Here is a 17,722-nt window from a genome sequence, read left to right on the forward strand (position 1 = left end):
GCGATACATTAATGCCTGCTACTACTATCAAAGCATCGGCTTCCGCATATCAGTCTAACGGGGCTCAATCGCTTCACACTTTCGTATTGCAGCTTTCATACTCCCATGCCTACGCTTAAAACTAGCCTCGCGGCTTCGGCTCCAAGGCTTGTACCGGCTGTTCGCTAAACTTTACCGGGTTGGGTCTTTCACCCAACTATATTACACACGCCGAACTAGCGCACGATAGTTTGCCTGAGAATCATCCTGAACGTGTGTTCGAAGAGCTGCTTGCACGCTCTGTTGTCGATGATTCAATGAAATTGGGCATATTGGGCAATCCTCAATGTTTTGCTGTAGCGGCGGATGGTACTCCTTTTTATTCTGGCGGTAATCCCGGAGGTACCAAGGTTTGCGATTGTAAGTCCCCCAGGCGTTATTCTGATATGGACGCACGCTGGGGTTGGAACAGTTACCGTGATCAGTGGTTTTACGGCGATAATCTCTTTTGTATCGTTGCTGCTGACAGTCCTTATGATCTCCCTGTCTATCTGCGCATATGTCAGGCTTCTCGCCATGATAGTGTGTTATGCATTTTCGCTCTATCTGAGCTGAGAGAGCTTTATCCTGATATGCGTATTGCTGAGGTTATCGCTGACGGTGCTATGGATAATTACCCGACTTATGAGCTTCTCCATAGCTGGAATATCACTCCGTTCATACTGCTTGATTCTAACGCTAAGGCTAAGTTCTCAGGTGAGCTGCCATCGGGTGTTTTATGTCTTGATGATAAGGGTAATCCCGTTTGCCCTGCCGGTATCCCTTATCAAAACTGTGGTTATTCGCATCCTAAGGGTATCAAGTACCGTTGTTGGTTTGCTTGTAAATGTACTGATTCGCCTTATGGCAGAACCGTTTATCTTAAGCCCGGGGATGATTTAAGGCTTTATCCGCCGGTACATCGTGATAGCAAGGCTTTCCGCAAAAGGTATAAGAGGCGTACTACTGCTGAGCGGGATAACAAGAGGCTGTTTATCGATTATGATATTGAGGCATATGGTAGCAGGAGCTCTAAGATGAGGTTTGCTTTAGCTACCATGGCTGCGATAAACATCCACTTGGATGCATGGCTTAAGTTTACCGGCTTCAGTATCATAGACCTGCTGGATATGGATTCTGCAGCGGCATAAACAGCATATAAGCATAAGCAGTAAGGCATTAAACTGTATACCGAAATCTGCCTGTATTAGGTGGGTTAGCTTTGCTATGCCCTTTTTCAGCTTATTTTTGAGCCAGTCACGCAATTATGAGGTTGTCAATGTACAATTATGCCAACATATGGCATGCCGTGTTAGGCTTTGACCTTTCGTCAACCATTGTTTTTATGCTCTATAGCTCATGCTGGAAATTTGTTGAATTCCCAGTTAGTTTCGAAAGTACTCTTATATTATATACTTAGGCCAATTTGTAGTGCAAGTTTTATGCGATTTCCTCATGTACGGATATTAGCTCCGTATTTTTGCATGTTTTTAGCCTGTATAACTTTCTCCAAACCATTGAAATCAGTGTCCTGCCGCTGTATCATACCCGCTACCCACTTGTTCTTTTTTACAGACGATTCGGGCAGGGGGTACTGCTCTTCCACCGCTTTTATAAAAAACCCCACTGTATTGGTTATGTTCTCTGCCTGGCAAAATTTGCCGAAATTAGCCGCATAATACCTTATACGTCCTTCCCCGCAATGCTCAAGCAGTTTGGTTACCGCTTGCTTTGTGATTTTCCCGCCCGTCGCTCTTTCTATCACCTCTTTTATCTCTTCAACCGAGCTTTTCTCTTGGCCCTCCGGAATCTTTTTTTCGCCCGATTCTTGACAACCACTCCCGTTTTGTGCTACCATATCGGTAGTTGAATAAATTTGTGGTTGTCGACGCGGCTCTGTCAGTGTATTTGGCGAGCCGTTTCTTTTTTGTGTCGGTTCATCTCCTGTTGCTCCTTCGCCAACAACAGCATCGTCAGTAATCCTGTATTTGCTTTCAGCATGGTCTTGGCTTCGTGAAATCTCATGAACAACAACATCGTTATTGGTTCTCGTTCTTCTGTTGTTGTTGATATCATTATTGTTAAGATCATTATTAGTATTATCTTTATTTAGTAGTGGCGGGTTATCTTGAATTAGGTTTTCTTGATCAGGAAAACCCGGAAGTAGGTCGGATTTTTCTATTTCCGGATTTTCCGGAAGTAGGTTTTCATCTTCATACGGCACCTCTGGCACCTCATAAACCGTATATTCCCAACGCCCTATCCGGCCGTTGACATATATACGCTCGCGCTTGACATATTTGTACTTGATTAATTCGTTCAATCCCGAATAGACCGAATCGCGCCCATCGGTGGATTGATTAATCAAATCCGATATCATTACTTTCCAATCGTCCGGTCTGGACATCAGATATGCATGCAGCCCTTTCGCTTTCCAGCTCAGCCTGTTGTCGGTGAATATCGTCTTATTGACGATTACATATGGATTACTCGCATCGTGCTTAACCCTTATGATTGTGTTGCTGTTATTTGTCATCTTTATCAATTCCTCCTCGTTTTTTCGGTATATTAAAAAACCGGAGGCATCTCGTTCTTTTTTTCAGATGCCTCCGGGACTTCGGTTTTTTAATGATGCGGTTTTTTGTCTGTACTATTGTTCCGTTTCTATATTGCCGTTTCGCATAACATAAAACGTGACCGGGTCAATGGTGCAGTACCTTACCGGTATATTTATATCAAGCTGCTTTATGCTGTTTATATCTTCTACTGCAGCTATTATCCGTTCTACATGCTGCGCACGGTTTATTGCCGCGCTCATCATGGCCTCTTCTCCGCTTTTTATCAGCGTTACGTCAAATGTCTTATTGTGCATGTAAAACGTGATGTAAAACGGGAAGTCCGCTCTTAAGTGCCACTCAATGTCTTTCTTGAAGTGTATCAACACAGCCATGGCTTTGATCATGTTCATGTCCGGCTGATGGCCTACGTAGTACACATCCCCGTCTTTTTGTATACGATGGGTATGAGTTATCCTGTCTAACAGCTTGTCCGAGGCCCCGGTAAAATCTTTGATTTGCCGGGCTGTTACGGTCCGGTATTCTTGTATGAATGATATTATGCGTTTTTCTCTGTCGGATTGTACGTATACCATCTTTACGACCTCCTGATCAATCTTACCAGGTTGCCGTATATCCTTCTTTTGTTCATGTTTATTTCCCGCACCTTGACCAGCACTTTATTACCGGTTGCTATCTCGTCGCCTGACCATGCCGGATTGGGGCACAGGACAGATACTCCCTGTTCTAACTCCGCAAATATGCCGAATGGCGGTGTTCCTGTTACCGTAGCCAGGTATTCGCCGCCCAGCTTATATTTGTTCGGCACATGATCAAACGGATCAGGTTTGGCGTCTTTCAGCGATAGTTTTACTTTGGGTTCGTCTCCCGTCAGATCTATTTCTTTTATGACGGCTTTTACCCTGTCTCCTATCTGTACGTAATCACCCGCATTGCCTACATATCCGTAGTCTATCTCGTTCCTTGCTATCCGCACTTCCAAGCCGTAGCAGTCTACTATTACAGAGTTTCTGCCTACACCAACTACACGGGCACTTATTATATCACCTGCTTTGTGTTTCGGCAGTTCCAATGTACGCCGCAGCTCCTGTGCAGCTTTGCGGGAGGCGGCTACCACGCCTTCTTCCGTGTCTATGCCGTACACGATGAAGTCTATCTCGCTGCCTATCATAGAGCGTATTACCTGCCAGTCTTCTCTTACACCCATCTCATCGGCCGGGATTATTACTTTTATATCATTGCCGTAAAATACTACTCCGCAGTTGCTCTCTTTGCCGTTTAGCTTGTACTTCTCAATTGCCGATAAAATACCGGTCAGTATCTTCCTGCTCTGCCGCGATGCGTATATGTCGCGCCAGCTGTCATTTACCAGTATAGTTTCTGTTATTGCCATGTCGTTTTTTCTCCTCTCTTATTGTTTGTGTTACCAAAATTTATTATTTTCATGCCCTGAGCCTGCATCGAGCATGGCTGGACTCTCTGATACCGGCGTGTTGTCACATGCCCATTCTTTCTCTGTAGCTTGTTGCGGTACCAGCTTCTTTGCCAGAGGGTGTTTTGTGTAATCCATCTTATCCAGCAGAAGCGGTCTTTGGCCCCGCAGAGATAATATGGCTTTCTCCGGGGGCAGCCGTAATATCTCGTCCGCGTTTAGCAGATTGCGTTGCGAAGTACCGTATGAAATGTCTCCAAAATCAAACATGCCTTCCAGTCCGGCTTTCTTGCGTGTGTTGATTGTCCTGACGGTGCTCTTGCCCAGCAGATCCGCCACAAATTGCGATGTCATCACATCCGTTGCTCCTAAAAACAGTCTGCTGTCGCAGTTGCCTATTATCTCCTGCCATGCGTCGTTCGGATACCTGTTCTTCAGCTGCGCTATGTTCTGAAATATTATGCTGGCATGTAATCCCCGCGACCTCATGGTGCTTATCTTTTTGGTAAAGTCCGGTATGGATCCGATATTCGGAAATTCGTCCAGCAGAAAATATACTTCCTGTTCTCCTTGCCCGCCTTTCGCATCCGCATATCTTGTCAGTTTCATGAACAAGAATGAGAAAAATAAGCCGGCTAAAAAGTCGTATGTGCTGTCCGTATCCGGAAATACCGCGAAATATGCGCATTTCTTCTTGCCCGGTAATGTTATGTCCATATCGCTCGTATCAGTCAGCCGTTGTACAAGTTTATTCTGGAATACCTGCAGCCTGGTGCCGAGCCCTATCACCACACCGGTTCTCACCTTATCGTTTGCCTGGGCATATATGTTGTACGGCATCTTGGCCGGATGGGCCGTGGGCAATTTTTCGAAGATTTTGTTTAGCTGTTTCGGATCAGCTGCCGCTAGCATACCGTATACCGATGCCAGATGCCTGTCCCGAATCGGCATTTCTCTGACCACGTACATCACCAGCGCCTTAAGCAGGTTCTGCTCCGCCCTGTCCCAGAACGGATCGCTGCCTTTTGTCCCGGGCATCTTTGTATTGGCTATTACTACTTCGGTGAATGTCTGCGCGTCCGTATCGTCCGTCACTTCCGCTATCGGGTTCCATCTGTCCGAGCATGTCATGGCTACAAGATTGAACGCTTTGACGTTATATCCCGATTGCCTCAGAAAATTGCCCGTGTCGCGCAACAATTCCCCTTTCGGGTCGGTTATTACCATGCTGTGCCCGCAATGCGCTAATTGTAATATGTTTGTCCTTACATATGCCCTGGATTTCATGCTGCCGCTTGCGCCGAACACCGCCACATGACGGTTCAGGTATGTCGTATCCGGCAGGCTGACCGGCCGGCCGTCAAGCGTGCCGAATATTATCCCGTTCGGCCTGCCTAAGTTCAGTATCTTCTCTGCCTCGCTCTTCGTCATAAACCCTGCCGTTCCATGTGTGCCGACTTCCGGCAGGTACTCTATACCGTTTTTATCCCTGTACGAATAGGCCATTATCCCTATGCCGCCTAATATGCCTAAACTAATTATCAGCCACGGTACGTACAGCCTGTCCTCCACCAACACAGCCAGACATAAAAACGGGTCTTTGTACAACGTCATAACATATGACAGATCCGGCAGTTTGCCTCCCGGAGCTTCCGCGCTTGCTTCCTTCAAAATGTTGTACCCTTCTATAAGCGGTACGAGCAGCCATATACTGATGAACAGATATGCTGCTATACCCAGGCCGATTAACCATACCTTTTTGTAGTTAATTTCTCCCATCCTTAATCTCCTTTCACCTAAAGCGATGCAGCAGTACTTTCCGTTTCCTCCCTTCCGTCAGATTCGCCGCCGGTTTGCAAAGGTATCTCCAGTGCAGCCGTCATCGTTTTCGCTCTCATGCATCGTTGTTTACCCCCTCTCCGTCAGTTCGTGTAGTGCATATGTAACATATGTTGCTTACATGTAACGTTTATTGTAAGTAACATTATACAGCATATGTATCATATAGTCAACAGATACGAAAATAATTTCGTATCTGTTGACTATATGATACGAACGATGTAAAATTACAATAGAAGGGTTGGTGAATCTTGTGGCTGAATTTGACAAAGAAAAGTTCGCCGAATTGCTGAATACCGCAAAGGGTAATAGAAGCATAAGAAAGTATGCTGATGACAGCGGAATCAGCCCGGCTCATATATCACGGCTGCTCAGAAAGATAACCAAAGTTTCCCCCGAACCGGATACTATCAGAAAGCTGGCAGAAGCTGCTTATAATAACGTAACGTATGAGGACTTCATGATAGCTGCGGGCTATATTGATGCTGCTCCATCGACCAGCCGCGATAATATTCCTTCTATTCCTGCAGAAGATATCGAAAAATACAAGATATCAAGACGGGATATTAAGCAATACGAAGACGTAATGCAGCATACACGTGCCTTTTTCATGAATGACAAGGTTTCAGACGAAGATAAAGAGCAGCTTATGTACAGTCTCATGGAAGTCTTCCTTCACAGTAAAAAAATAAATAAGGAAAAATACGGCAAAAAACAAAAAAGGATAATAAGGAGTGAGGTGTATACCGCATGGTTAATATTCGCATCCGAGTGAAAAACCTTATACGCAAATACGATACGAGAAATCCGCTGAAAATTGCAAAAGAAACCGGTATACAGGTCATCTACTGGCCATTTCCCGATCAGACCAAAGGATACTCGGTTAAAATGCTCCGTAATAAGTTTATAGTTATAAATAGCCTGCTGGATGATGTAAGCAGAGAGGTAGTGGCCGCTCATGAACTCGGCCATGCCATATTGCATTCATCCTGCGATACATATTGCCTGCGTGAATATACTTTGTTCCCCATAGGACCGTATGAACGACAGGCAAATATTTTTGCTGCGGAACTGTTAATCGATGAAAAAGATCTGAATGAATACATACTCTGTAATATGTGCAACGAGGACATTGCGTCTTGTTTCAATGTCCCTGTTCAACTTATCGAATATAAGCTGGAATCTTTACGTTAATGTTATAGATCAAAATTATTATAATGGAGAGGTGCCCAATGAGAGATTATTCACTTGATGACGGTGCAGTATCAAACGCATTGAAAGATGAGCCGGAATTACTGAAGTTTTAGAATAATATTAAAAATACAAATAATTTTTACCTTCATCTTACTCTGGATGATAATAGTGTTTTAACTCCAAAAGATATTAAAACTGTTATTAGTCTTATAAAATCTATTGAAGACAGAGAAGGGCAAACATCCGGCGCACCAAACAGATATTAATAATAACAACATTATTTACAAGGAATGAGATAATATGCAGTATTGTTTGTACCTTAGAAAATCAAGAGCCGACCTTGAAGCAGAAGCCCGGGGTGAGGGCGAAACCCTTAAAAGACATGAGCAAATATTGCTGGAACTGGCAAAAAAGCTGAACCTGAACATAACAAAAATATACAGAGAAATCGTCTCGGGCGAAACTATCGCCGCACGTCCTGTTATGCAGCAACTCCTTGTCGACGTTGAACAAGGAACGTGGGACGGCGTACTGGTCATGGAAATAGAACGTCTTGCCCGCGGTGATACTATCGACCAGGGTATAGTCGCTCAGACATTCAAATATTCAAACACTAAAATCATCACACCCATGAAAATTTATGATCCTAATAATGAGTTTGATGAAGAATATTTTGAATTCGGTTTGTTCATGAGCCGCAGAGAGTATAAGACCATAAACCGCAGGCTTCAAAACGGACGCATCTCTTCTGTTAAAGAAGGCAAATACGTGGGGAGTATTCCTCCGTATGGCTATGTTCGCAAAAAGCTCCAAAATGACAAAGGCTATACGCTGGAGCCCCTTCCTGCACAGGCTGATATCGTCCGGCTGATTTTTGAACTTTATACTAAAGGCGAATTGCAACCGGATGGGAACTATAAACGCCTTGGTACCAGTCTTATTGCACGAAAACTTAATGATTTGCATATCCCACCCGCAAAAGCCGACATATGGGTTACTTCTTCTATACAAAGCATATTGCGCAATCCCGTATACGCCGGTAAAATACGCTGGGATTGGCGACGGACGGTAAAAAAAATGACTGACGGACAGATAGAAAAAACACGCCCCAAAAACGGGCCTAATGAATATTTGTTGTTTAATGGCATCCACGAAGCACTCGTGGATGAACAAACATGGAACCTCGCACAGAAATTTCTTTCGAATAATCCGGCTAAACCTGCGCCTAAGGGTATGCCCATCAAAAATCCACTGGCTAGTATAGTGGTATGTGGCTTTTGTGGCCGCAAAATGGTGCGCCGGCCTTATAATAACAGTGAGCAGGCCGACACCCTTATGTGTTATTCTACCGCATGCCCCAATGTAAGCGCTCCGTTACATCTTGTTGAGGAACGGGTGTTGCAATCTCTGGAAGAATGGCTAAAGAACTACAAAATTAAGTGGAGCACAGATAAAAATAAAACTGCTGAAACTACCCAGTTGGAAATTAAAAAGTCTGCCGTTAATAAGCTGAATGAACAGATCAAAACTTTGGAAAAGCAAATGAACAGCCTGTATGATTTGTTGGAGCAAGGCGTTTATTCAACAGACGTATTTTTAGAACGTTCCAAAGTTATCAACGATAGACTCGAAAAAGCACAAAAAGACCGGGATGCTTTGCTCGATGACTTAAAACTTGGCCAAAAGATGGGGGAAGAGAGTATTGCCATACCCAAAATCGAGAAAATCCTCGAATTGTATAAGTCTACGGATGATCCCGCACTTAAAAACAAGCTCTTGAAAGAGGTGCTCGAGAAAGCGGTTTATACAAAAACCGTTAACGGGCGTTGGCATAATAGTCCCGGTGATTTTGAACTCGTATTATACCCCAAATTACCCAGATAGTTTATCATTGATAACATATCGGCACCAAAGAGCTCGCCCATTTTGAAATGATAGGCTCCATGGTATATCAGCTCACAAAAGACGCCAGCATAGAACAGATAAAGGCCAGCGACACCGGTGTCTATTATACGGATCATGATAAGGGCATATACCCCAGCACCGGCACAGGCGTGCCCTTTAACGCAGCCTATATACAGTCCAAAGGCGATCCGATGGCTGATATACACGAGGATATGGCTGCCGAGCAAAAGGCGCGGGCCACATATGAGCATCTGCTCGATCTAGCCGATGATCCGGATGTTATGGACCCGCTTAAATTCCTGCGTGAGAGGGAAATAGTCCATTTCCAGCGTTTCGGCGAGGTAATGGATAAGCTGCAGGAATACCTCGACTCAAAGAAATACTTTTAACACACAGCCGGTACTCGCTTTAACGAGGCCGGCTGTTTCTACAACGCTTTTTATCTAGGGCTGTTCAGCAAACTTTTGCACCCTTTCCCCGAATCTCGGGCTAGCTGAACTGCTGAAAAATAGACCACCTATCAAAGATAAACTTCGCTTCTCCGGATCTATTTAAAACAGCTAAATTGTAAGTTAACCCTCTTTATCCTCGGTTTGACGTCTAGCTTTTAGGCCGTCTAAGAGCACCGATATAGTTTGTTTTTCTTCTTGACTCAAGCTTTCTAAAGCTATTATCTGCGAGGCAATATAAGGTCCTATCACTTCTTTTAGCTTGTCGTCAATAGTTTTTTTTGCCGGATATCTTATATCAGTACGACCCATAAGGTAATCTATCGACACGTTAAAATAATCAGCGATCATCTTTTTAATACTGTCATCTGGTATGCTTTTATCATGCTCATACAAAGATACAGTAGATTTTACTATACCAAATAGTTTGCCAAATTCTTCTTGAGTCATGTTATGTTCTTTTCTTAGTTGTTTTATACGCTGGCCCAAAGTCACCATAATTTCACATTTTACCTCGCATTAAGTATAATTCAGCTTTAATTATAGCAATTAAAGCCGGATTATAGGCTGTGTTTAAGAAAGATTAATTATTTATAATAAAAAAGCTTGACAGTCGAGTATAATTAAACTATAATACATAAAGAGTTTTACTTATATGCACATAATGCTTCATAAGTTTAAGCATGATAAACTCGGATGCCTTTAGACATATTATAAAAGATATACTCATATATTTTTCGTGTGCATATAGTTGGGGGAGGATGAGAATATGTAAAATACTAGACTAGCAGAAATAAGAAATCGAATACTAGCAAAGGAAGGTGGGAGAGCTCGAGTGCTTGAAAATACATTTACAGAAAGAAAAAATACATTTCGCGAGAACAAGGTAGTATGGAAAAATAGAAGAACAGGGATTATGTTTATCTTGCCGTGGTTGATCGGTTTCGCTATTTTCAGCATATATCCTATAATAACATCTTTTTATTATAGTTTTACTGAATACAATATACTCAAACCACCACAGTGGATAGGCCTGGGTAACTATATTCAATTGCTTAACGATGATCCGCTATTCTGGAAATCACTTTATAACACTTTGTATTACGCTGTATTTTCCCTGCCTTTAGGCATGGTAGTCAGTCTGGTACTAGCCATGCTATTGAATACCAAGATCAAGGGATTGGCCATATATAGAACCATCTTTTACATGCCAACTATAGTACCTGCTGTAGCATCATCTATATTGTGGATGTGGCTTTTAGACCCGCAAATGGGTATAATAAATGCCGCATTATCCTATATAGGCATAAAAGGACCTGCTTGGTTGGTCGATCCTGCATGGGCCAAACCGGCTCTTATATTGATGAGCCTATGGGGCGTAGGGGGGTCTATGGTTATATATTTAGCTGGATTACAAGACGTTCCAGAAGAGCTCTACGAATCAGCAGAATTGGATGGGGCAACATGGTGGCCTAAAATCTGGCATATAACCTTGCCTATGATAAGTCCCACGATATTCTTTAACCTTATAATGGGTCTCATCGGTTCGTTCCAATACTTTACTCAGGCTTACATAATGACCGGCGGCGGCCCTATGGATTCCACGCTATTCTATTCATTACATCTCTTTAACAATGCATTTAGATACTACCATATGGGTTATGCATCTGCCATGGCATGGATACTATTTATAATCATACTGGCTGCTACCCTATTGGTCTTCAAAACATCAGCGCGTTGGGTATATTACGGTGGTACAAACCAATAAAAATTTATACTGGAGGTAAAATCGATGATACGAAAACGTTATATTGTATTGATGGCATCTTTGCTGGTTATAATTATGGCTCTATTATCCGCATGCAACAGCAATCAGCCAGCTGGTACCAATGAGGATGGAGAAAACTCGTCATCCACAAATAAAAACGACAATTCTAGCAGCGGAAACCCAGAGCCTGTAGAAGTGACCTACTGGCATATGTGGACAAGTGATTGGGGTAAACTTATAGATGAAATAGTAGCAGAATTTAATAAAACTCATCCCAACATCAAAGTTAAGGCATTATCCCTACCTACTGACGCTGAGACCAAGTTCTTAGCGGCGACTACCGGTGGAGATGCCCCAGATGTATTTACCGAGTGGAACATGATCATAGGTTCATGGGCTGAAAGTGGCGCCATACAGCCGTTAGACCAATTTATAGATGCTGATGCACCTGATATGCGAGAATGGATGTATCCTATATGTAAAGAGATAGGTACTTACCAAGGTAAAACATATGCTATACCTATGTCTATGAATGTCTTCATGCTTTGGTGGAACAAGGATATCTTCAAAGAAGCAGGATTAGATCCGGATAAGCCGCCTGAAACTATAGAAGAATTAGATGCCATTCAAAGCAAGCTGTGGAAAATAAACGACCGCGGTATAGTAGAAAGGGTAGGATTCTTCCCAGGTGGTTGGAACTTCTGGATGCCACCATTTGGCGGCGATATATATGATGAACAAAATGATAAGGTTACCCCTACCAACCAAAATATAGTAAAGATGTTCGAATGGTTCCAGTCCTATGTAAAGCCAAAGGAACAAGGTGGTAAAGGATATGATATACAAAAGGTCGATGCCTTTAATAAAAGCAGCGCTAGCCGCGAGAATGCCATGCAACCTTGGCTTATAGGTAAACAAGCTATATGGACAAACGGTATGTGGATATTAGAAGATATAAAAAATTACAATCCTGACTTAAATTATGGGGTTGCATCGTATCCATACCCTAAAGACGGTGGTAAACCTAATTCCAGTTGGATCAACGGGAATTTCAACGTTATACCAGCCAATGCTAAGCACCCAAAGGAAGCGTGGGAATTCATAAAGTGGCTCGCAGGATACGGAGCAGAGGCTGATGCTGCAAAAATACTGCCCAAGGGCGGCTGGATACCGGTATCACCTAAAGTAACAGAGCAACCGGAATATCAGAAGTTCTTGGATGAGGTGCCTGTACGGCGTCAATTTGTCGATCTTATGTCCAGCGAAAACGTTCAGATAACACCCGTTCTACCATATCAACAATATTTAAGCGACCGCATGGCTCAAGCTGAAACCAGGGTGTTGCATAATGAACAAACGCCTTTAGAAGCACTACAGCAGGTAGAGCAAGAGGTAACTAAAGAAGCAGCGAAATATAAGAAATAATCCTAGAGGAGGCAGAGCCTCCTCTAGGTTATAATAGAAAGGAGTTTTGATTTCATGGCAGCAGAGGCAGTTTCTATATCCAGCAACCTTAAGTATACTTCTAAGAAACGGCAAAAATTAATAAGCAATATTATAGTATATATAGTTTTAACCGCATTGGGCTTCCTGTTTTTATTTCCTTTTTTATGGATGGTTACGACATCGATAAAAGCTGATGCTGAAATATTCACATGGCCCCCTACATTGATACCGCATAGCTTTAATTGGCGCAATTATCCTGAAGCTCTTACGTTTATACCATTTTTTACTTACTTAAAGAATACATTGATATATTGTTTTATGACGGTAATAGGAGTTGTATTTTCATGCACCTTATCTGCTTATGGGTTCTCCAGGATCAATTGGCCGGAAAGGGATAAGGTATTTATGTTAGTTTTAGCTACGATGATGTTGCCCTCTCAGGTCACTATGATACCCTTATTTGTTATATTTAAGCGCCTTGGATGGACAGGTACTTTACTACCTCTTATTGTACCATCATTTTTTGGCAGTGCATTTTATATTTTTTTATTGAGGCAGTTTTTTATGACAATACCATTTGAATTATCTGATGCCGCCCGTATAGACGGATGCTCGGAATTTAGGATATTCTGGCAGATTACGGTACCTTTGGCTCGCCCGGCTATAGCCACTGTGGCGTTATTTCAATTTCTAGGAGCATGGAATGATTTTATGGGGCCATTAATTTATCTAAACGATCAGACCAAATATACCATATCAGTCGGACTTCAGCAGTTTGTAGGCCAATATGGAACAAAATGGGGCCTTTTAACAGCTGCTTCTACAGTAGCCACATTGCCTGTAATAATTTTATTCTTCTTTACTCAAAAAACATTTATACAGGGGATAGCTATGACAGGTATCAAGGGATGATAATATATTTTTTGTAGATAAAAAGTTCGCTTATTGATATAATCATATATAAATTGAATATGTTTGGGGGTTATATATATGAGAGATTATACTCAAAAAGACAAGAATGTGTGGATACTTAACTCACCGGACGAAAAGATAGTTGTAAAAATAGCATTAGATGGGCATGGCCAACTCTATTACAATGTACTAAAAGATGCTAAAACAGTATTCTATGATTCTCCTCTAGGTATCAGTACAGACAAGGCTAACTTTTCATCTGAACTATCGTTTTTATCCGAGCGAAGACAGACTATATGCGAAAGCTATACATTAATGACCGGCAAACGAGCTAACTGTATAAACCACGCAAATGAACTAATACTGAGGCTGAAAAAGAAAAACCATATAATGGATTTTATTATGCGTGCCTATAATGATGGCATAGCATACCGATATTTCATACCGCATCATGGAAATATAAGCGTATATAATGAATCAAGCTCCTTCAAGATCCCTAAAGATAGCATAGGATGGGCTCACGAGTTTGTACCCCATTATGAGGGCTTTTATAATTATAGAACTTTTGATGAGCTGTGCAAAATGGAAGCCGGCATGCCTATTTTGATTAAAACGACGGATGATTGTTGGGCTTTAATTGCTGAGGCTGGTGTATATGGCGATTACTGCGGGTCGCATATATTAGGAAGCGGCAACGACGACGGTTTACTTAAAGTAGTTTTTGCTCCTGATCAAAAAAATGAGATTCGTAGTGTTTGTCCATTTTATACACCATGGAGAGTTGCGATTATAGGCACAAAACTTTCTGCCATAGTGGAGTCTGCTTTGATCGAAAACTTAAGCCCCGAGTGCGAACTTATCGACACGTCTTGGATAAAGCCAGGTAGAACAGCATGGTCCTGGTGGTCCGGAGACCCCACGGATGATTACGGTACTGCTACTGGTTATGTCGATTTCGCAGCATCCATGGGATGGGAATATTATCTTTGCGATGCTGGATGGAATGAGGATTGGATCCCGCAGCTTGTGAATTATGCCAAGGAAAAAGGAATTGGGATATGGTTATGGTGTCATTATAAAGATCTGGACACCGATGATGAAATATTTGATAAGCTCGTCCGGTGGGCAAGTTATGGTATCAAAGGAATGAAAGTGGATTTCTTTGAAAGCGACAGTCAAGAAAGAATACGTTTGTATGATAAGCTTGCTAAAGCATGTGCAAATCTAAAACTTATGCTTAATTATCACGGTGCTACAAAACCGGCAGGGGAAAGAAGAAGGTGGCCACATATTATGACAAGAGAAGGGGTATTAGGGGCAGAATATTATAGATGGTCCGATGGCCCTACAGCCGAACATAATTGCACGCTTCCATTTACGAGAAATATTATAGGTGCCATGGATTATACACCTGTAACATTCAGTAACAACAGAGAACAAACTACATGGGCTCATCAACTCGCTTTATCAGTGATATTCGAATCAGGTATACAGCATTTCGCGGACAAACCGGATGGGTATTATGCTATAGGCGAAGCAGCTCAATTTCTTAAGGATTGCCCTACGGTATGGGACGATACAATATTACTGGACGGCTATCCCGGAAAATATGTTAGTATAGCCAGGCAAAGAGCCAACAAATGGTTTCTGGCTTCCATCTGTGGAAATAATATGTCCAGAGATATTGAGCTCAAGTTAGATTTTCTAGAATCTGGCATTTGTTATAACGCAAACATATACAAGGATGGGGATAATGCGAAAAGCATTATAGTCGAACATAATACAGTAAAAGCATCAGATCGCATTAAAATTCAGTTAAACAAAAATGGTGGATGTTGCATAAGCTTTTATCCTACTTCACCAGGCTTATAATTATTTTACGTATAAGGGGCTTAAAGCCCCTTATACGCGTTTCGATGCTCTGAATTGTCCAGGTGACATACTTTCGTACTTTTTAAATATTCTCATAAAGCTTTGAATGCTCAAACCGATATTCTTGGCTATCTGTTCCATGGTCATATCAGTATTCTCCAAAAAATATTTAGCCCTTTCTATACGCTTAATCGCGATATATTCGGTAAAAGTCATACCAGTCTCTTCTTTGAAAATCCTGCTCAGATAAGATTCACTGGTATATAGTTCCTCGGCCACAGCAAGCAGGCTAAGCTGTGAATCCTCAAAATGTTCGTCCACATAGGCCTTGCATTGTGCCACTATATTTCTGTTACGGCCTTTATGTTTCTCGGCCAGAAAGTTTATAACTGCATTGCATATCTCACTTAGCCATTGCGTAGCATCTTTCAATGTCTTAATACTGTTAATCTCCTTGAGTAAAGAGCGAGCACCGAATATCTCTGTCTCGGTATAACCCATATCATATACGGATACCATTATATAGCCTATAAGCTGGATAAAGAATTGCTTAATATATTCATATGACTTATAAGTGGCGAGATGGCTTGTTATGTCCTTCAATGCCATATTCGCTTTGTCGACATCCATGGCCTTTATATATTTAACCAATTCCTGCTCTTTATCGTACGGATAAGTGCTCATATTGTCGGATCCGGGCTCCGCATCCTCTATAAATGTGAGTGAACGGTTGCCATATAGTAAACGATACTTTATAGCTTCCACCGCTTCCGAATAGGCTTTATGCAAGTCATTGGAATCATGATACAACCGGCTTATACCTATGCTTATGGTAAGTTTTATATGCTTTTCTATGCTGTCCATTATTTCTGTACATAAATAACCGAGCGTACGCTTATAATCGAGATAATACTCTGCCTGAGGTAGATTCACCACCGACAATACCGTATAATCCTCCGATGTTACAAAGCCGTCATATTCCGCCTTTATTATCTCATTAACGGCATTTTTCACGCTAAAAACAGCCAACTCTTTATCTATATCCTCCATACACTCTATATCATCGATCTCGATTGCCATCACTACAAAATTACTGAAATCCGCCTTTATGCCGTAGGAACGCAGGCTATTGTTTATATCTGTTATCATAGTATTTTTACCCTTCAATATATCCAATAGCATCTTTTCTTTTACCACAGGCCAAACATTTTTCCATTGTTGTTCCAAATCATTGTTGCGTTGCTGCAACTCACTAAGATAATTTCCTATAGCCGAATATTCATCAGAATGGGAATCTATCGCTCTTATACCCTGCCAAGACGACACTATAGACTTTACTGGTCTATATAGTCTCCGACTTATCAACACCGAGGCAGCAATACCTACCAATATAAGAAATATACTCATAGCTATAATACCGCGCTGTATGGCTGTACTGCCGGCCATTAACGATTGCATGGGCGTTATAACAACGTACTTCCAATTCTGAACACTAGATGGTAAAAAAGAGACAAGACTGGCCTGCCCGTTTATATCATCTCTGAATTCATAGCCTTGTTTATTATTTAACACCTGCGATATATAAGGGTATATGCTCAAATCCTTGCCTATAAATTCTTTATCGGCATCGGCTATAACTATGCCTTCTGAATCCAGCAAATATATTTTCTGCCTCTCATATCCACTGCTGTAAGATGCCATAACAGAACTCAGACTATGCAAATTTATGTTAACCACAAAAGCAGCCCTTTTATAGCTTGGCAAAACGGGCAATTGCCTTACATATGACATGACAGGTATCGTTCCGCCTGAACGAGTACTTTTGACTTGCCTGGGACCGAGCCACAGAACATTGTCATTAACACCCTTCAAATGCCGCGCTATCGGTTCATCCTTAAAGCCCTCTTCGCTGAATCTTCCATTAGGTGTAACGAATACCCCGGCTTGTTTATAGTATATCATGGCGTCGTCCACAACATCGCTATTTGTATTTAAATGGGTAACAAAATCATTGATGTTCATAAGTTTCCTTTGGGATAAATAGTCACCATATGACTCTGGTAGATTTATACCATCGAAAGTCTCTATAACCAAACCATTCTGTATAAAGGAAGTATCTATATCCATCAATATACCATCTATATTCTGCTTAAATACATTAAGCAATGTTTGATTATTTTTTACAGCCTCTTCCTCTATAGATGACAGTGATCTATTATAGGCAAATATGCCGAATATCATAACGGGTATAATTATAACTACCAAAAATGAAACAAATAATCGATAATATGCTCTTCCCATACAGATTTCC

Annotated in this window: 15 protein-coding genes; 9 read left to right on the top strand and 6 right to left on the bottom strand. The window is 41.8% G+C overall.

All coding sequences use genetic code 11. The annotated features are described in order from the left end of the window. The first annotated feature begins 230 nt into the window (after positions 1 to 230). On the top strand, positions 231 to 1,169 hold the full coding sequence (locus MAHAU_RS12710) for a hypothetical protein (protein ID WP_216086243.1): 939 nt from the start codon (positions 231 to 233) through the stop codon (positions 1,167 to 1,169). Between the two features lie 302 nt (positions 1,170 to 1,471). On the opposite strand, the gene MAHAU_RS15175 is transcribed toward MAHAU_RS12710, so the two are convergent. The 4 genes from MAHAU_RS15175 to MAHAU_RS12730 all read right to left on the bottom strand — a co-directional run bounded on the left by MAHAU_RS15175 (position 1,472) and on the right by MAHAU_RS12730 (position 5,805). After that, positions 1,472 to 2,554, bottom strand: a complete 1,083-nt coding sequence (locus MAHAU_RS15175) for a helix-turn-helix domain-containing protein (RefSeq protein ID WP_013782126.1) — start codon at positions 2,552 to 2,554, stop codon at positions 1,472 to 1,474. Positions 2,555 to 2,668: 114 nt separating this feature from the next. Then, a complete protein-coding gene (locus MAHAU_RS12720) occupies positions 2,669 to 3,169 on the bottom strand; it encodes a DUF5697 family protein (RefSeq protein ID WP_013782127.1) in 501 nt (166 codons plus the stop codon). Positions 3,170 to 3,171: 2 nt separating this feature from the next. Next, the gene (locus MAHAU_RS12725; protein ID WP_013782128.1) at positions 3,172 to 3,987 is read right to left on the bottom strand and encodes a S1 RNA-binding domain-containing protein; all 816 of its coding nucleotides are present in this window, start codon (positions 3,985 to 3,987) and stop codon (positions 3,172 to 3,174) included. Positions 3,988 to 4,017: 30 nt separating this feature from the next. After that, complete coding sequence (locus tag MAHAU_RS12730) at positions 4,018 to 5,805, bottom strand: VirD4-like conjugal transfer protein, CD1115 family (protein WP_013782129.1); 1,788 nt, start codon at positions 5,803 to 5,805, stop codon at positions 4,018 to 4,020. A gap of 313 nt (positions 5,806 to 6,118) precedes the next feature. Here MAHAU_RS12730 and MAHAU_RS15180 point away from each other — a divergent pair, with 313 nt between their 5' ends. The 4 genes from MAHAU_RS15180 (at position 6,119) to MAHAU_RS12750 (ending at position 9,353) form a co-directional block, all read left to right on the top strand. Then, complete coding sequence (locus tag MAHAU_RS15180; RefSeq protein WP_171804985.1) at positions 6,119 to 6,640, top strand: helix-turn-helix domain-containing protein; 522 nt, start codon at positions 6,119 to 6,121, stop codon at positions 6,638 to 6,640. Beyond that, a complete protein-coding gene (locus tag MAHAU_RS12740) occupies positions 6,616 to 7,059 on the top strand; it encodes an ImmA/IrrE family metallo-endopeptidase (RefSeq protein ID WP_013782131.1) in 444 nt (147 codons plus the stop codon). Before MAHAU_RS15180 ends, MAHAU_RS12740 begins: the two co-directional genes overlap by 25 nt. A 300-nt stretch (positions 7,060 to 7,359) precedes the next feature. Continuing rightward, the gene (locus tag MAHAU_RS12745) at positions 7,360 to 8,943 is read left to right on the top strand and encodes a recombinase family protein (RefSeq protein WP_013782132.1); all 1,584 of its coding nucleotides are present in this window, start codon (positions 7,360 to 7,362) and stop codon (positions 8,941 to 8,943) included. Positions 8,944 to 8,990: 47 nt separating this feature from the next. After that, the gene (locus MAHAU_RS12750; RefSeq protein WP_049783367.1) at positions 8,991 to 9,353 is read left to right on the top strand and encodes a manganese catalase family protein; all 363 of its coding nucleotides are present in this window, start codon (positions 8,991 to 8,993) and stop codon (positions 9,351 to 9,353) included. A gap of 183 nt (positions 9,354 to 9,536) precedes the next feature. On the opposite strand, the gene MAHAU_RS15185 is transcribed toward MAHAU_RS12750, so the two are convergent. Next, positions 9,537 to 9,911: a helix-turn-helix domain-containing protein gene (locus tag MAHAU_RS15185; protein WP_013782133.1), complete on the bottom strand. Its 375-nt coding sequence runs from the start codon at positions 9,909 to 9,911 to the stop codon at positions 9,537 to 9,539. 337 nt (positions 9,912 to 10,248) lie between these two features. Between MAHAU_RS15185 and MAHAU_RS12760 the strand changes: the two genes are divergently transcribed. From MAHAU_RS12760 to MAHAU_RS12775, 4 genes are all read left to right on the top strand, one after another. Next, a complete protein-coding gene (locus tag MAHAU_RS12760; protein ID WP_013782134.1) occupies positions 10,249 to 11,181 on the top strand; it encodes a carbohydrate ABC transporter permease in 933 nt (310 codons plus the stop codon). Between the two features lie 24 nt (positions 11,182 to 11,205). After that, a complete protein-coding gene (locus MAHAU_RS12765) occupies positions 11,206 to 12,606 on the top strand; it encodes an ABC transporter substrate-binding protein (RefSeq protein ID WP_013782135.1) in 1,401 nt (466 codons plus the stop codon). Positions 12,607 to 12,660: 54 nt separating this feature from the next. Then, positions 12,661 to 13,539 carry a carbohydrate ABC transporter permease gene (locus tag MAHAU_RS12770; protein WP_013782136.1) on the top strand — a complete coding sequence of 293 codons (879 nt, stop codon included), beginning with the start codon at positions 12,661 to 12,663 and terminating at the stop codon, positions 13,537 to 13,539. Positions 13,540 to 13,617: 78 nt separating this feature from the next. Further along, positions 13,618 to 15,411 (top strand): glycoside hydrolase family 97 protein, encoded by a 1,794-nt coding sequence (locus MAHAU_RS12775; protein WP_013782137.1) that lies wholly within the window; start codon positions 13,618 to 13,620, stop codon positions 15,409 to 15,411. Positions 15,412 to 15,441: 30 nt separating this feature from the next. On the opposite strand, the gene MAHAU_RS12780 is transcribed toward MAHAU_RS12775, so the two are convergent. Further along, positions 15,442 to 17,712, bottom strand: coding sequence for an AraC family transcriptional regulator (locus tag MAHAU_RS12780; RefSeq protein ID WP_013782138.1), 2,271 nt, complete (start codon positions 17,710 to 17,712; stop codon positions 15,442 to 15,444). Between the last annotated feature and the right edge of the window lie 10 nt (positions 17,713 to 17,722).

It is taken from the genome of Mahella australiensis 50-1 BON, assembly GCF_000213255.1.
GTDB lineage: Bacteria > Bacillota > Clostridia > Mahellales > Mahellaceae > Mahella > Mahella australiensis.

Coding starts and splice junctions, on each gene's coding strand:
- MAHAU_RS15175 (WP_013782126.1), bottom strand. CDS start 2,554: ATGACAAATAACAGCAACACAATCATAAGGGTTAAGCACGATGCGAGT.
- MAHAU_RS12720 (WP_013782127.1), bottom strand. CDS start 3,169: ATGGTATACGTACAATCCGACAGAGAAAAACGCATAATATCATTCATA.
- MAHAU_RS12725 (WP_013782128.1), bottom strand. CDS start 3,987: ATGGCAATAACAGAAACTATACTGGTAAATGACAGCTGGCGCGACATA.
- MAHAU_RS12730 (WP_013782129.1), bottom strand. CDS start 5,805: ATGGGAGAAATTAACTACAAAAAGGTATGGTTAATCGGCCTGGGTATA.
- MAHAU_RS12740 (WP_013782131.1), top strand. CDS start 6,616: ATGGTTAATATTCGCATCCGAGTGAAAAACCTTATACGCAAATACGAT.
- MAHAU_RS12745 (WP_013782132.1), top strand. CDS start 7,360: ATGCAGTATTGTTTGTACCTTAGAAAATCAAGAGCCGACCTTGAAGCA.
- MAHAU_RS12750 (WP_049783367.1), top strand. CDS start 8,991: ATGATAGGCTCCATGGTATATCAGCTCACAAAAGACGCCAGCATAGAA.
- MAHAU_RS15185 (WP_013782133.1), bottom strand. CDS start 9,911: ATGGTGACTTTGGGCCAGCGTATAAAACAACTAAGAAAAGAACATAAC.
- MAHAU_RS12765 (WP_013782135.1), top strand. CDS start 11,206: ATGATACGAAAACGTTATATTGTATTGATGGCATCTTTGCTGGTTATA.
- MAHAU_RS12770 (WP_013782136.1), top strand. CDS start 12,661: ATGGCAGCAGAGGCAGTTTCTATATCCAGCAACCTTAAGTATACTTCT.
- MAHAU_RS12775 (WP_013782137.1), top strand. CDS start 13,618: ATGAGAGATTATACTCAAAAAGACAAGAATGTGTGGATACTTAACTCA.
- MAHAU_RS12780 (WP_013782138.1), bottom strand. CDS start 17,712: ATGGGAAGAGCATATTATCGATTATTTGTTTCATTTTTGGTAGTTATA.